This is a genomic window from Halomonas beimenensis (assembly GCF_002549795.1).
GTDB lineage: Bacteria > Pseudomonadota > Gammaproteobacteria > Pseudomonadales > Halomonadaceae > Halomonas > Halomonas beimenensis.
This window is the reverse complement of sequence record NZ_CP021435.1, coordinates 2,791,045-2,804,970: the sequence shown is the minus strand read 5'-3', so window position 1 is coordinate 2,804,970 and position 13,926 is coordinate 2,791,045. Positions and strand designations below refer to the sequence as shown.

Below are 13,926 nucleotides of genomic sequence, written 5' to 3'. Positions count from 1 at the left end.
AATACCTCGTCGAATGACGTTCGAACACACGATCCTGGGCCTTCGCCGTTGAAGGTCGGGTCCGACGCACTCGTACCCCGGAGGGGCCTGGTCCACGTCCGGCTCTCACTGGTCAGGTAGATGCACGGGGCTTGCCATGTTGAGTGGTTTGATTTTTTTTCAGTGGCTTATGGTTCGAGGAGGGGCGCAGGATGTCCGCGCTGGGGGCGAGGAATGGTGCAAGGCCGTTGGCCTCGGCGGGGCCTTGCCCCGCCTTGGTGCCTGCCGGAGATGGCCGATCGTCGCGAGCGGCACGGAGGTCGCGTCGAGCCCATCGAGGGGATGAGGCGAGTGGCTCGCGACGCGACGTATCGGGGCCGCTATTGCATGGCCAGGCGCTGGTCGCCGCGGGGGCAGCTCAGGAACTCGGAGCTGGCCAGCCATTCCGGGTCGGGGTAGTAGGTGAAGAGGTATTGGCTGTCCTTGAGGCTGTCGATCAGCGGGACGGCGACCTCCGAGCGTACCGCCGGGCAGCCATGGCTGCGTCCCAGCCGCCCCGTGCGCTCGATGAAGGACTGGCTGACGTAGTCGGCGCCATGCATGACGATGGCCCGCTCGAAGGCCAGGTCGTTGACGCCCGGTTCCAGGCCCTCCAGGCGCAGGGAGTAGCCGTTGCGGCCATGATAGCTGTTCATGGTCCGGAACAGGCCCAGGCTGGACTGGTGGCTGTCCGGCGTGTTGGAGAACTCCCGGGCCATGGCGTTGCCGGAGCCCTGGCCATGGGAGACCAGCTCATGGAACAGCAGACGATTGCGGGCCAGGTCGAAGACCCAGAGGCGTTTCTCGGTGGACGGTTGCGAGAAGTCGATCACCGCCAGGCGCTCGGCGTCGGGATCGGCACAACTCAGGGCGCGGGCCGCCAGGCGCAGGACCTCGGGATCGGCCTGGGGCGCCAGCCGGGTCAGGCGCTGGGCGAGGGGGGCGGCGGGCGTGGCGGCCGGCGTATGGGCCTGGGCGAGGAAATCCCCCGAGAGGGCGGGGGTGGTCAGGGTCAAGAAGGCGACGGCCAGCAGGGGGCCCGTCGCTCGGCATAGCGAACGCAGCGATGACATGCGGAGTCCCAGTGTTGTTGGCTTGCGCGAATCTCACCGGCTCGACTGGCCGGCGAAGGCCAGGCGGGTGGCGGCCCGAGGGGGGCGTATCATGAAAGGTGAGGTCGGAAAGACCAGTCCCGTCATTCAGGGGCCAGGAGGCCGGTTCATGCAAATCGCGGGAAGGGTATCACGAAGGCTGGGATTCTGGAGTATGGCTTGTCTGGTACTTCTGGTGCCGTTCGTCGCGTCGGGAGGCGAGCCGGCGCCATCGCCAGGGGGCGAGCCACCCCTGCGCCCCTTTCCGATGGACGAGCTCGGCGCCGGTCCGCTGTCGCCCCCCCTGGCGGAGGCGCTCCAGGCCGCGCCGCCAAGCGTCTCGGCCTTCTATGTCCGCCGGGGCGGCGAGCTGGCCTGGCAGGCCCCGGAACGGGTGGCCGCGCTGGTGTCGCTGCTTCAGGCGCTGGAGGGCGAGGGGCTCTCGCCGGCGGACTATCGGCCCGCACGGCTGCAAGAAGCGGCACGGGGCGGTCTCGACGAAACCGCCTCGCGGCAGGAACGGACCCGTTTCGACGTGCAGGCCACCGAGACCCTGCTGCGGGCCCTGCGCCATCTGCAACGCGGACGACTCGATCCGACCCGGGTCTATCCCGGCTGGGAGATCCCGGTCGCCCCGCCCCGCCTCGACCTGGTGGCGATCCATCGGCTCCTGGCGGCCGGCGAGGTGGATCGCGCCCTGGCCCGGGCCCGCCCCGAGGGGGAGCCCTACGCCGACCTGCGCCGGGCCCTGGCGCGCTACCGCAACATCGTGCGGTTGGGCGGCTGGCCGACGCTGCCCGAGCGCCGGGCGTCGCTGCGCCCGGGTGACGTCCATGCCGACGTGGCCCTGCTGCGTCGGCGCCTGGCCATGATCGGCGAGCTGGAGGTGATGGTCGCCGACACGGAGCACTATGACGACATCGCGCTCGAGGCCCCGCCGCCGCACCGCTACGACCCGCCCCTGGTCGCCGCGGTGCGCCGCTTCCAGCGGCGTCACATGCTCGAGGAGGACGGCATCGTCGGGCCGCGGACCCGGGCGGCGCTCAACGTGCCGGCCAGTCGGCGCCTGGCCACGCTGCGGGCCAACCTGGAGCGCGCTCGCTGGCTGTCCGGCGAGTCGTCGGCTCCCCGGGTACGGGTGGACGTGGCCGGCCAGCGGATCCACTACCGCCGCCCCGGCGGGGAGCGCTGGGAGTCCCGGGTCATCGTCGGCCAGCCCGGCCGTCCCACCCCGGTGCTGCACTCCGCCATCACTCACTTCACCCTGAACCCGACCTGGACCGTGCCGCCGACCATCCTGCGCGAGGACGTGCTGCCCGAGGTGCGTCGCGACCCCGGCTATCTGATCGATCACGACATGGTGGTGCTCAGCCCCGAGGGACGGCGATTGAACCCGTGGCGCATCGACTGGTGGCGGCCGGGACGGGTGATCCTGCGCCAGCGCGCCGGCCCGCAGAACCCGCTGGGTCGCCTGGTGCTGCGCTTCCCCAACGATCACCTCGTCTACCTGCATGACACGCCCGCGCAACGCCTCTTCCTGAGACCGCAGCGGGCCCTGAGCTCCGGCTGCATCCGCGTGGAGGGGGTCATGGAGCTGGGCCGGATGCTGTTCGCCGACACCGGCACGTCACGGGATCTGATGGCATTGATCGACACGGGAGCCACCCGCGACGTCTCCCTGGCACGGGAGGTTCCCCTGGCACTGCACTACTGGACGGCGATGGGGGACGGGAGCGGCCTGCCGAGCTTCCGCCCCGACATCTACGACCGCGACCCGGCCCTGATCGCCGCCCTGGCCGGCCCGCCTCAGGCGTAGCCCCTGGCCTGCAGGCGAAACAGCCGGGCATAGCGGCCGTCCCGAGCCATCAGGCTCTGGTGGTCGCCGCGCTCGAGGATGCGCCCGCCGTCGATGACGAGTATCTGGTCGGCGGCGCGCACGGTGGAGAATCGGTGCGAGATCAGTACCGTCATCTTGTCCCGGGCGTGGTCGCGGAAGTCGGCGTAGACCGCGGCCTCGGCGGCGGCGTCCATGGCCGCGGTGGGCTCGTCGAGCACCAGGATGTCGGCGTCCTCGCGCATGTAGGCGCGCGCCAGGGCGATCTTCTGCCACTGGCCGCCGGAGAGCTCCTGGCCGCCCTTGAACCAGCGCCCCAGCTGGGTGTGGTAGCCCCCCGGCATGGTGGCGATGAAGTCCTCGGCCAGGCCACGCCGGGCCGCCTCCCGCCAGCGCTGCTCGTCCTCGAAGGCCGCCACGTCGCCGGCGCCCAGGTTCTCGCCGACCTTGAGCTGGTAGCGCACGAAGTCCTGGAAGATCACCCCGATCCGCCGGCGCAGGGTCGCCAGGTCCCAGTCGCGCAGGTCGCTGCCGTCGAGCAGGATGCGCCCCTCGGTGGGGTCGTAGAGCCGGGTCAGCAGCTTGATCAGGGTGGTCTTGCCCGAGCCGTTGACGCCGACCAGTGCCAGGCTATGGCCGGGCGTCAGGTGCAGGTCGATGCCGGCCAGCGCCGGACGGTCGGCACCGGGGTAGGTGAAGCCCACGCCCTCGAAGCGGATGCCGTCGCCGGGACGGGCACCGGCGGTCAGACGCCCCCTCTCCTCGGGGACTGGCTGCTCCAGGTACTCGTAGAGGTTGGACAGGTAGAGGTTGTCCTCGTACATGCCGCCGATGGCGGTCAGGCTCGCCGACAACGCCGCCTGGCCCTGCTTGAAGACCATCAGGTACATGGTCATCTCGCCCAGCGTCAGCGCCCCGGCCACCGTCTCCACCACCACCCAGGCGTAGGCGCCGTAGAAGGCCAGGGTGCCGAGCAGGCCCAGCAGGAAGCCCCAGGTCTCGCGGCGGATCGTCAGCCGGCGATCCTCGGCATAGAGGGTGTCGAAGATGCGCCGGTAGCGATCCAGCAGCAAGGGCTCCAGGCCGAACAGCTTGACCTCCTTGATGCTGTCCTCCCGGGCCAGCACCGTCTCCAGGTACATCTGCATGCGGGTCTGGGGCGAGCGCCAGCGAAACAGCCGGAAGGCGTCGCCCGAGAAGCGTGCCTCGGAGAGGAAGACGGGCAGGGCGCCGACGACCAGCACCAGCAGTGCCCAGGGCGAGAAGCGCACCAGCAGCACGGCGAAGCTCGTCAGGGAGATGGCGTTCTGCAGCAGCGAGAAGGTCTTGTTGACCAGCCCCAGGGGACGGGTCGAGGCCTCGCGTCGCGCCCGGGTCAGCTTGTCATAGAACTCCGAGTCCTCGAACTGGGCGAGGGTGAGGGTGCCGGCCTTCTCCAGGATCATGACGTTGACCTTCTGGCCCAGCAGGGCGCGCAGCAGCGACTGCTGGGCCGAGAGGCCCCGCTGGGCCAGGGCGATCAGCGCCACCACGCCGGCCTCGAGCAGCACATAGTCCAGGGCAGGGCGCAGCAGGAGGGTGAGGTCGTCCTCGCCTGCCTGGTGCCGTTCCATGGCCGCGACCACCGCATCGACGATCAGCTGGCCAACCCAGGCCGCCACGGCGGGCATCACGCCGGCCACCAGGGTGCACAGGGCCAGCCCCAGCGTCAGGCGGCGAGAGGTCTGCCAGACCAGGCCCAGGGCCCGATGGCTGTAGCGGAAGACGCCCAGGAAGGCGGCGAGGCGGCTCTCCGCGGATGGGGAGGACGCCGCATGAGCATGATCGGTGGACAAGCGTGACCTCCGCGGCGGGACGACAGGCCCAGTGTACCCCGGGCAGTGGGGGGCGGTGCAGGCCGGCATGTCGGCCCCTGACACGCCGACGCCCCGCGGGGGCGGGGCGTCGTCGGGGAGGGGCGGTGAAGGCGTCAGCCTTCGTCGTCGCTGGCCTCGGCGGCGGTGCTGGCCACGGCGGTGCCGGTCTCGCCGCTCTCCAGGGCTGCCAGCATGGGCTCGGCCGCGCGCTGGAAGGCGACCAGGGCCTCGCCGCTGAGGCTCTGGCTCTCGGGCAGGTCGACCTTCATGGCGTCGACCTGGCGGTTGTTGACCAGTACCTCGTAGTGCAGGTGCGGCCCGGTGCTGCGGCCGGTGTTGCCGGACAGGGCGATGCGCTCGCCCCGGGTCACCCGGTCGCCGCGGCTGACCAGGGGCCGCGAGAGGTGCAGGTAGCGGGTCTTGTAGCCGTTGTCGTGGCGAATGACGATGTAGCGGCCTGCCGCCGGGTGGTTGCCGACCTTCTCGACCCGGCCGTCGGCCGGGGCGTTGACCGGGGTGCCGGTGGGCATGGCGAAGTCGGTGCCCTTGTGGGGACTGATGCGGCCGGTCACCGGGTGGCGGCGACGCGGGTTGAAGTGGGAACTCAGCCGGTAGTAGCCGTCGAAGGGACGGCGGTCGAAGGCCGGGTCCAGGCTTTCGCCGTCCGGGGTGTAGAAGCGGTTGTCGTCGCTGTTGCGGACCAGGGTGAGGTTCATGCGCGCGCCCTCGTAGCGGACCGCCAGCACGCGGGGATCGAGGCTCTCGCCGTCGATGAGGTCGGACTCCACGAGGACCCGGAAACGATCGCCGCGACGGGTGTCGCGACGGAAGTCGAGCTTCTTCTCCAGGACGTGCGAGAGCCGGGCGACCTCGGCGCTGGTCAGGCCGGTGGCCTGGGCCGAGCGGGCGAAGCTGCCGTTGACCGTGCCGGCATAGAGGCGCTGGGTGGCCTCCCCCGCCCGTTCGATGGTGGCCACCTCGACGCCTTGCTCGCCGCGCTCGATCAGATAGCCGTCCCGGGCGTTCTTCATCAGGCGCAGGGCCAGCAGCTCGCCCTGCTCGTCGAGCTGGTACTCGAAGTGCTGGCCGACCCGCCAGTGGGTGAGCAGGCGCGGCTCCGGCAGGCTCTCGAGCAGGTTCATCACCTCGCCGTAGCCCATGCCCAGGTGCTCCTGGGCCATGATGGCGAAGGTGTCACCGGACTCGACGGTGTAGGTCTGCCATTCCGGCACGTAGGGTTCGCTGGCGGCGATCTCCTCCTCGAGCACGATCGGCCCCTCGTCGAAGAGCTCCAGCTCGTCCTCGGAGATGTCCTCGTAGGAGGTGGCATCGGCCACCAGGCGCTCGTCGGCGGCCAGCATGCCACTGGCCACCGTGCCGATGACGATCGCCAGATGACGGGCTCCCTCGTCGAGCCTCGGAGCGCTCGCCTCCTCGTCTCGGGCGGGGAGGGCGGCGGCGATCTCGGGCGAACTTTCCAGGAAGCTGACGTCGACGATCTCGGTGGCCGCGAGCTCGGAGACGGGCACCGGTTCGCGAGTGGCGTCCATGGCGCGGGAGGCCAGATGGATGGCCTCGGAGACCGGGGCGGGATTCAGGGCGGGGACGCCGGGGGTGGCGTCGGCCTCGAGGGGGACCAGGACGGTGTCCTGAGTCTGCCGGTCATGCCGGGCATCCTCGACGGCGGTGACGATCTTGTGCGCGCCCAGCACGGTGACCATGGTGGCAACCGGCAATAACAGTAACTTGTGCGTGCGGGGCAGCGAATGGAGGATCCGCATCATGTGTTCGGCCGTGATGAATAGGTGAAAAGAACTTATAAAAAGGCATCAGAACCTTAACCCATGATGATTAGGGTGCCTAGTCTGTACACCCATACAGGCATGCCCGCCCCGGCTCTGTTTGCCCCGTGAGAGCCGGGCGGGCGAACACTGTTTGTTTATGGCGACGGTGCCATGCCGTCGCCCTTGCTGGCAACCCTCGAGCGGTCATCCGTCGGTGAGGGTGCCGTCCCGGTAGTCACGCAAGGCCTGATCCAGCTCGTGGCGATGATTCATCACGAAGGGCCCATAGTGGGCGATCGGTTCGCGGTGGGGCTCGCCGGCGAGGAGCAGCGCCTCGGCACCGCCGCGGCTTTCCAGCTCCAGGCGGTCACCTTCGCCCAGCCGGACCAGCTCGCCCGGGGAGACGGCGTCGCCGGCCACCGACAGCTCGCCGGCGAAGACGAACACCAGCAGGGTGGTGGCGTCATTGTCCAGCGTCAGGGCGCCGCCGGCCTCCAGGCGCGCGTGGGCCACGCCTCCCTGGCCCGCCAGCGCATCCAGCGGGCCGGCGATGGCCTCGCCGTCGACCGACCGCCAGGTGCCCCCCAGGACCTTGAGCTCCGCCCCGGACGCCGCCAGGCGCGGCATCTCCGCGTCGCGGACGTCCCGGTAGGTGGCCAAGCTCAACTTGTCCCGGGCCGGCAGGTTCAGCCATAGCTGGAAGGCATGCAGGCCCCGGTCGTCGGTGAAGGGCGTCTCGCCGTGGATGATGCCCCGCCCGGTGTGCATCCACTGGGCGTCACCGGCGCCGATGCTGCTGTGGTGACCCAGGTGGTCCTCGTGGCGCAGGCCGCCACGCAGGGCATAAGTCAGGGTCTGGATGCCCCGGTGGGGGTGGGGCGGGAAGCCGCCGATGTCGTCATCGTCGGCGGCCGCCTCGAGTTCGTCGAGCATCAGGAAGGGATCCAGGCCGCCGCCGAAGTCGTGGAGTCGGCGGATATCGACGCCGTCGCCGTCCTGGCTGGGATGGCTCCGCATGCGCCGCAGGATACGGCGGGAGAGGGATTCGGCGGTCATGGCGGTCTCCTGTCGGGTGACGTATGACTGGCATTCTAAGGCGAAATTTTCGAAAATTAATCGCAATATTTCGCGCTATTCATTCGAGGAAATCGAACATGTCTCGAGTCACGCTAGCCCAGTGGCAGATGTTGGCCGCGGTGGTCGAACACGGAGGTTTCTCCCGGGCCGCCGAGGCCGTACACAAGAGCCCCTCGACCCTGAACCATGCGGTCCACAAGCTGGAGGAGCAGTTGGGGGTGGCGGTGCTGGAGCCGGTGGGGCGGCAGGTGCGCCTCACCGAGGCCGGCGAGCTGCTGCTGCGCCGGGCACGGCAGCTGCTGGAAAACGCCGACGCCCTGGAGGATGTGGCCTCGCGACTGGCCGAGGGGCTGGAGGCCGAGATCGTGCTGGCCATCGACCAGATCTTCCCGCCGGATGCGCTGGCCAGGTCCCTGGACGCCTTCTCCGAGGCCTTTCCCCACGTGCGTGTCCAGCTCCACGAGACGGTGCTCCATGGAGGGGTGGAGATGCTCGAGGACGGTCAGGTCGATCTGCTGGTCTCCGGACTGTCCGCTCGGGGGTTCCTCGGCGAGCCCCTGGTCACGGTCCGCTTCATCGCCGTGGCGCATCCGGAGCATGCCCTGCATCGGTTGGACCGGGAGCTGGACCTCCGCGACCTGGAGCAGCATCGCCAACTGGTGGTTCGGGACTCCGCCCAGCGCCAGTCGCTGGATTCCGGCTGGCTCAAGGCCGAGCAACGCTGGACGGTGAGCCACCTCGACACCTCCATCGGCATGCTGGAACGCAACCTGGGCTTCGCCTGGGTCCCCGAGACCCGCATTCGTCCCGCCCTGGAGGCCGGCCGGCTCAAGCCCCTTCCCCTGACCGCCGGGGGGGTGCGCGAGATCCCTCTCCAGATCATCCATCGTGATCAGGATCGTGCGGGGCCGGCCACCCGGGCCATGGCCGAGCAGCTGCGTACCAGCGTCGCGGCCTGTGCCGGCACTCGAAATTTCGAGAATATCGAATGATTCTGCCCAAAATGTGCGCTTGTTGTTCGATTTGATCGGCTTATTCTGGAGGGCAACCTGACGTATTGAGCGAGGAGTTCGAAATGGGCCTGTTGATCGACGGACAATGGAAAGACCAGTGGTACGACACCAAGTCACACGGCGGCGAGTTCGTCCGCGAATCCGCCAAGCTCCGGGAATGGCTCACCCCCGACGGCGCGCCAGGGCCCGACGGCCAGCCGGCTCGGCCGGCCGAGGCCGATCGCTACCATCTCTATGTGTCCCTGGCCTGCCCCTGGGCGCACCGCGCCCTCATCATGCGTCGCCTCAAGGGGCTGGAGTCGCTGATCGGCGTCTCCCACACCAGCCCGCTGATGTTCGACCAGGGCTGGACCTACCACCGCGACGAGGGCTCCAGCGGCGACCCGATCAACGGCGTGGACTACCATCGCGAGCTCTATACCCGGACCGATCCCCACTACACGGGGCGGGTCACGGTGCCGGCGCTGTGGGACAAGCGGGATGGCCGCATCGTCAACAACGAGTCGGCGGACCTGGTGCGCATCTTCAACACCGCCTTCGACGAGCTCACCGGCAATCGCCTGGATCTCTATCCCGAGGACCTGCGCGAGACCATCGATGCCGTCAACGCCGACGTCTATGACCACGTCAACAACGGTGTCTACAAGGCCGGCTTCGCCACCGAGCAGCACGTCTACGAGAAGCATGTTCACGCCCTGTTCGCGGCCCTGGACCGGCTGGAGCGGCGGCTGAACGAATGGCGCTACCTGGCCGGCGAATGGTTGACCGAGGCCGATATCCGGCTGTTCACCACCCTGGTGCGCTTCGACGCCGTCTACCACGGTCACTTCAAGTGCAACCTGCGGCGCATCGAGGACTACCCGAACCTCTCGAACTACCTGCGGGAGCTCTATCAGTGGCCCGGAGTGGCGGAGACGGTCGACATGGACCATATCCAGCGCCACTACTACCTGAGTCACCAGACCATCAATCCCAACGGCATCGTTCCCGCCGGGCCGCTGCTCGGCCTGGATCGCCCCCATGACCGCGAGCGCCTGCCGGGCAAGGGCATTCGCGAGAAGGGGGAAAGCAGCTGGAAGCTGTAAGACGCGGCTACGCCGCTCGAAGAGGGAAGATCGGCGCTTCGCGCCAGAGGAAGCGTGGCTTCGCCGCGATAAGAAGGAAGAACGGCGCTTCGCGCCTGGAAGAGGGCAGAAGAACCACGATCCTGGCTTCCCTCTTCCCTCTTCCCTCTTCCCTCTTCCCTCTTCCCTCTTCCCTCTTACTTCTGCTTCGCCAGCCAGCGATCCAGGGCGTTGGCGAACTCCCGGCGGTCGACGTCCGAGTAGCCCTTGGGCCCGCCGGTGTGCTCGCCGCTGGCCCTCATGGTTTCCATGCCGATCCTGTATCAGCCGCATCTGGACCTCATCCAGATGCGGGGTGGTTAAGTGTTCTTTGCCAGCCAGCGGTCCAGGGCGTTGGCGAACTCCCGGCGGTCGACGTCCGAGTAGCCCTTGGGCCCGCCGGTGTGTTCGCCGCTGGCCCTCATGGTGTCCATGAAGTCCCGCATCTGGACGCGGGCGCGGATATTGCTCTCGTTCAGGGCCTCGCCGCGGCTGGTCATCACGCTGGCCCCGCGCTCGATGGCGGCCAGGGCCAGCGGCAGGTCCGAGGTGACCAGCAGGTCGCCGGGCTGGATCCGCTCGACGATCTCGTCGTCGGCGGCGTCGAAGCCGTGACTCACCGAGAGTGCCTTCACCCACTTGGAGGCGGGCAGGGGGACCTGGTGGTTGGCCACGAAGGTGGTCGGGGTGGCGGTGCGCTCGGCGGCGCGCACGATGATCTCGCGGGCGATCCGCGGGCAGGCATCGGCGTCGACCCAAAGGTTCGGCATGTGGGCTCCTCGAAGATGTAGTCGGGTTGAGCGGGGCTCGGGGCTGATCCGTCGACAGGTCTTCGAGGGGGCGCTGTGAACCCCTCCCTGGGCGCTACCGACGCCATCCATGGCGTAGGACCCCCTCTTCGACCTGTCCCCGGCGCCCCTCGTAACGCCCCATGGCCATAGCGGGGAAGAAAATGGAAAAGGCTGGCCAGCTCGGATCGGCGATGGTAGCATGCGCGCTCCTCGCATGTGCTGACCCCACCATCATGACTCGGCGCCCGTTCACGATCGATGAACGCGACGCCCGCGAAGACGCCGGGCCCAGGGCCCCAAGCGTTCGAACTGTGAAGATGGAGCGCCACCGAGAATTCGCCGCCCGGGCGGATTCGGCGCAGACGGTCGCCACGACGGTTTCGCCTGCCAGTGCAGGCGTGCCGGATGCCAGGTGCGACCGGCGTCCCCGACTCCGATGTTGACGACCTGCCTCGTGCAGGAGCCTGACCGTGTGACCGCGTCAGGGGCGCCCACTGATGTTTCTTGCCGGCGATGCCGGCCTACCAAGGTGTGATTCATGACCTCGACTTCCGTCGCCTCGCCGAGTTTCGGCGATCTGGCCCTGCTGCCTACCGTTCTCTCCGCCATCGAGACCCTCGGCTACCAGACTCCGTCGCCGATCCAGGCACAGACCATTCCGGCCCTGCTGGAAGGCCGCGACATGCTGGGCCAGGCCCAGACGGGCACCGGCAAGACCGCCGCCTTCGCCCTGCCGCTGCTCTCTCGCCTCGACCTCGAGCGCCGCGCGCCCCAGGTGCTGGTGATGGCGCCGACCCGCGAGCTGGCCCAGCAGGTGGCGGTCTCCTTCAGCAAGTACGGCCAGAACCTCAAGGGCCTGGAAGTGGCGACGCTGTGTGGCGGCATGGAATACCGCGACCAGCTTCAGGCGCTCAAGCGGGGCGCCCAGGTCGTGGTCGGCACCCCCGGCCGGATCATCGATCACCTGGATCGCGGCAGCCTCAAGCTGGACGGCCTGTCCGCCCTGGTGCTCGACGAGGCCGACGAGATGCTGCGCATGGGCTTCATCGACGACGTCAAGCGCGTGGTCGCCGACACTCCCCAGGACGCCCAGCGGGTGTTCTTCTCCGCGACCCTGCCCACCGAGATCGAGCGCATCGTCAACCGCTATCTGGTGGATCCGGTCAAGGTGGCCATCGAGTCCCGTACCACCACCGGCGAGAACATCGAGCAGCGCCGCGTGCGCGTGGAAGGCGGCGCCAAGCTCGAGGCCCTGGCACGCATCATCGAGGTCGAGCCGGTGGATGCCGCCATCGTCTTCGTGCGTACTCGGGCCGCCTGCACCACCCTGATGGAGCAGCTCTCCGCCCGGGGCGTCAACGTGGCCAGCCTGTCCGGTGACCTGGACCAGAGCCTGCGCGAGCGCACCATCACCCGCCTCAAGCGCGGCAAGGTGGACGTGCTGATCGCCACCGACGTGGCGGCCCGTGGCCTGGACGTGCCGCGCATCACCCACGTCATCAACTACGACCTGCCCCAGGACGCCGAGGCCTACACCCACCGCATCGGCCGTACCGGCCGGGCCGGTCGCGACGGCGTGGCGATCACCTTCGCCGGCAACCGCGAGGGCCGCAAGATCGGCTGGCTGGAGCAGGCCACCGGCCAGAAGATGAGCGAGATGGCCCTGCCCGACGAGGCCGCCATCCGCGCCCACCGGGACGAAGTCTTCCACCAGCGCGTGGTCGCGGCCCTGACCAAGGGCGCCGACGAGCAGCGTGCCCTGGTGGAGCGTCTGGTCGCCGAAGGCCATGATCCCATCGAGCTGGCCTGTGCCTTCGCCGCCATGGCCCGCGCCGACGAGGCCCCCATCGGCCGCCTGCAGGCTCCCCGCAAGGAGCGCAGCGAGCGTGCGCCCCGTGACGGCAAGCCGCCGCGCCGCGAGCGTGGGCCCAGCGAGGGCATGACCCGCTACCGCGTCTCCGTGGGCCACAAGGACGGCGTCAAGCCCGGCCAGCTGGTCGGCGCCCTGGCCAACGAGGGCGGCATCGAGGGCAACCGCATCGGCCGGATCGACATCCGCAATGCCTTCTCCGTCGTCGAGTTGCCGAGCGGGCTGCCGTCCAGCATCCTGGCCAAGATGGGCCGCGCCCGGGTCGCCGGCCGTCCGCTGGAGATCAGCGAGGACCGCGCTCCCGAGCGGGCGCCGCGTCGTCGCCGCGACGACGACGGCCCGATCCGTCGCGAGCGGGCCTGAATGTCGCGATAAGGTGAGAGGCGCCGCCCCGAGCGGCGCCTGACACACCGCCAGGACCGAGCAGGCCGGGGGACTCCCCCGGCCTGCTCGTCGTTTCGAACGTCGATGCCGTAGGCCGAGGGAGGAGACAAGGATGTGGAAGCAACTGCCGTTTCGCCTGCGGGGCTACCTGATCACCATGACCGGCGTCCTCTTCCTGTCGCCGGATGCCCTGCTGGTCAAGGATACCCAGGTGGGCGTGGCCACCTTCATGTTCTGGCGCGGCCTGCTGCTGGGTGCCGTGCTGCTGCTGGTCGCGCTGGCCCGCTACGGGCGCGCGCTGCCGGCGGCCGTGCGGGCCTGCGGCCCGGCCGCCTGGTGGTGCCCGCTGGCCTTCGCCGGCAGCGCCTGGGCCTTCGTCATCGGCAATCGCCTCACCTCCGCCGGTAACGTCCTGGTGATGATGAACCTGGCGCCGCTGGTCGCCGCGTTGATCGGCCTGCTGGTGTTCGGCCAGCGGCTGCGCCGCCAGACCTGGATCGTGATCGCGGTCTGCGTCGGCGGGGCCAGCCTGATGGCGGCGGGGGAGGTCGGGCGCGGCAGCCTGCTGGGCCTGGCGGTCGCCCTGTTCGTGCCGCTGTCCATCGCCATCAACACCACCGTGGCCAGCGCCCAGAAGGGGCAGCGCCGGCGTGGGGTCGATACCACCGTGATCCTGCCCCTGGGCTGCCTGGCGATGCTGATCCCGGCGGCCCTGCTGGGCGGCGCTCAGCTGCCGCCCCCGGAGGACATGCAGCGGCTGGCGCTGATGGGGGCCCTGCTGCCCGTGGCCTATTTCCTGATCCAGACCGGGCCGCGCTACCTGCCCGGTGCCGAGGTCAGCCTGGTGATGCTGCTCGAGACTCTGGTGGGGACCCTGCTGGTCTGGTGGTGGGTCGGCGAGGTGCCGACCGTCCTGGCCTTCGTCGGGGGCGGCATGATCGTCGTCGCCATGCTGACCGGCACCCTGCGCGACCTGCATCGCCAGCGCCGCAAGGCCGCCGCCGGCGCGCCGGACGGCCGGCGGCTGGTCGAAGGGGCCTCGTCGGACCCCGCTCCGGCCGACGCGGAGCGAGCCGCACGAGGATGAGCCCGCTCGGCATCGCCG

10 protein-coding genes and 1 pseudogene are annotated in these 13,926 nt (G+C 69.5%); 5 read left to right on the top strand and 6 right to left on the bottom strand.

The genetic code is table 11. The features are described 5' to 3' along the window. Positions 1-359: 359 nt before the first annotated feature. On the bottom strand, positions 360-1,091 hold the full coding sequence (locus BEI_RS13095) for a murein L,D-transpeptidase catalytic domain family protein (protein ID WP_097789937.1): 732 nt from the start codon (positions 1,089-1,091) through the stop codon (positions 360-362). 193 nt (positions 1,092-1,284) lie between these two features. Here BEI_RS13095 and BEI_RS13090 point away from each other — a divergent pair, with 193 nt between their 5' ends. Next, positions 1,285-2,925: a L,D-transpeptidase family protein gene (locus BEI_RS13090; protein ID WP_097789936.1), complete on the top strand. Its 1,641-nt coding sequence runs from the start codon at positions 1,285-1,287 to the stop codon at positions 2,923-2,925. On the opposite strand, the gene BEI_RS13085 is transcribed toward BEI_RS13090, so the two are convergent. The 3 genes from BEI_RS13085 to BEI_RS13075 form a co-directional block, all read right to left on the bottom strand. Continuing rightward, entirely contained in the window at positions 2,916-4,778 is a 1,863-nt protein-coding gene (locus BEI_RS13085) for an ABC transporter ATP-binding protein (protein WP_338035679.1), read from the bottom strand. The two genes, BEI_RS13090 and BEI_RS13085, sit on opposite strands and share 10 nt — an antisense overlap. Before the next feature lie 134 nt (positions 4,779-4,912). Next, the gene (locus BEI_RS13080; protein WP_097789935.1) at positions 4,913-6,583 is read right to left on the bottom strand and encodes a peptidoglycan DD-metalloendopeptidase family protein; all 1,671 of its coding nucleotides are present in this window, start codon (positions 6,581-6,583) and stop codon (positions 4,913-4,915) included. 204 nt (positions 6,584-6,787) lie between these two features. After that, the gene (locus BEI_RS13075; RefSeq protein WP_097789934.1) at positions 6,788-7,639 is read right to left on the bottom strand and encodes a pirin family protein; all 852 of its coding nucleotides are present in this window, start codon (positions 7,637-7,639) and stop codon (positions 6,788-6,790) included. 98 nt (positions 7,640-7,737) lie between these two features. On the opposite strand from BEI_RS13075, the gene BEI_RS13070 reads away from it, so the two are divergent. Together BEI_RS13070 and BEI_RS13065 are read left to right on the top strand one after the other, a co-directional pair. Further along, complete coding sequence (locus BEI_RS13070) at positions 7,738-8,652, top strand: LysR family transcriptional regulator (RefSeq protein WP_097789933.1); 915 nt, start codon at positions 7,738-7,740, stop codon at positions 8,650-8,652. A gap of 83 nt (positions 8,653-8,735) precedes the next feature. After that, positions 8,736-9,758: a glutathione S-transferase family protein gene (locus BEI_RS13065; protein ID WP_097789932.1), complete on the top strand. Its 1,023-nt coding sequence runs from the start codon at positions 8,736-8,738 to the stop codon at positions 9,756-9,758. A 176-nt stretch (positions 9,759-9,934) separates the two neighbouring features. Here BEI_RS13065 and BEI_RS13060 read toward each other — a convergent pair. Further along, positions 9,935-10,048, bottom strand: a pseudogene (locus tag BEI_RS13060) (DUF188 domain-containing protein); the annotation flags it as partial. 48 nt (positions 10,049-10,096) lie between these two features. After that, a complete protein-coding gene (locus tag BEI_RS13055; protein ID WP_097789931.1) occupies positions 10,097-10,546 on the bottom strand; it encodes a YaiI/YqxD family protein in 450 nt (149 codons plus the stop codon). A gap of 559 nt (positions 10,547-11,105) precedes the next feature. On the opposite strand from BEI_RS13055, the gene BEI_RS13050 reads away from it, so the two are divergent. Both BEI_RS13050 and BEI_RS13045 read left to right on the top strand, forming a co-directional pair. Beyond that, entirely contained in the window at positions 11,106-12,800 is a 1,695-nt protein-coding gene (locus BEI_RS13050) for a DEAD/DEAH box helicase (protein ID WP_097789930.1), read from the top strand. A gap of 133 nt (positions 12,801-12,933) precedes the next feature. Further along, positions 12,934-13,908, top strand: coding sequence for a DMT family transporter (locus BEI_RS13045; protein ID WP_097789929.1), 975 nt, complete (start codon positions 12,934-12,936; stop codon positions 13,906-13,908). Positions 13,909-13,926 lie beyond the last annotated feature (18 nt).

Coding starts and splice junctions, on each gene's coding strand:
- BEI_RS13095 (WP_097789937.1), bottom strand. CDS start 1,091: ATGTCATCGCTGCGTTCGCTATGCCGAGCGACGGGCCCCCTGCTGGCC.
- BEI_RS13090 (WP_097789936.1), top strand. CDS start 1,285: ATGGCTTGTCTGGTACTTCTGGTGCCGTTCGTCGCGTCGGGAGGCGAG.
- BEI_RS13080 (WP_097789935.1), bottom strand. CDS start 6,583: ATGATGCGGATCCTCCATTCGCTGCCCCGCACGCACAAGTTACTGTTA.
- BEI_RS13075 (WP_097789934.1), bottom strand. CDS start 7,639: ATGACCGCCGAATCCCTCTCCCGCCGTATCCTGCGGCGCATGCGGAGC.
- BEI_RS13070 (WP_097789933.1), top strand. CDS start 7,738: ATGTCTCGAGTCACGCTAGCCCAGTGGCAGATGTTGGCCGCGGTGGTC.
- BEI_RS13065 (WP_097789932.1), top strand. CDS start 8,736: ATGGGCCTGTTGATCGACGGACAATGGAAAGACCAGTGGTACGACACC.
- BEI_RS13055 (WP_097789931.1), bottom strand. CDS start 10,546: ATGCCGAACCTTTGGGTCGACGCCGATGCCTGCCCGCGGATCGCCCGC.
- BEI_RS13050 (WP_097789930.1), top strand. CDS start 11,106: ATGACCTCGACTTCCGTCGCCTCGCCGAGTTTCGGCGATCTGGCCCTG.
- BEI_RS13045 (WP_097789929.1), top strand. CDS start 12,934: ATGTGGAAGCAACTGCCGTTTCGCCTGCGGGGCTACCTGATCACCATG.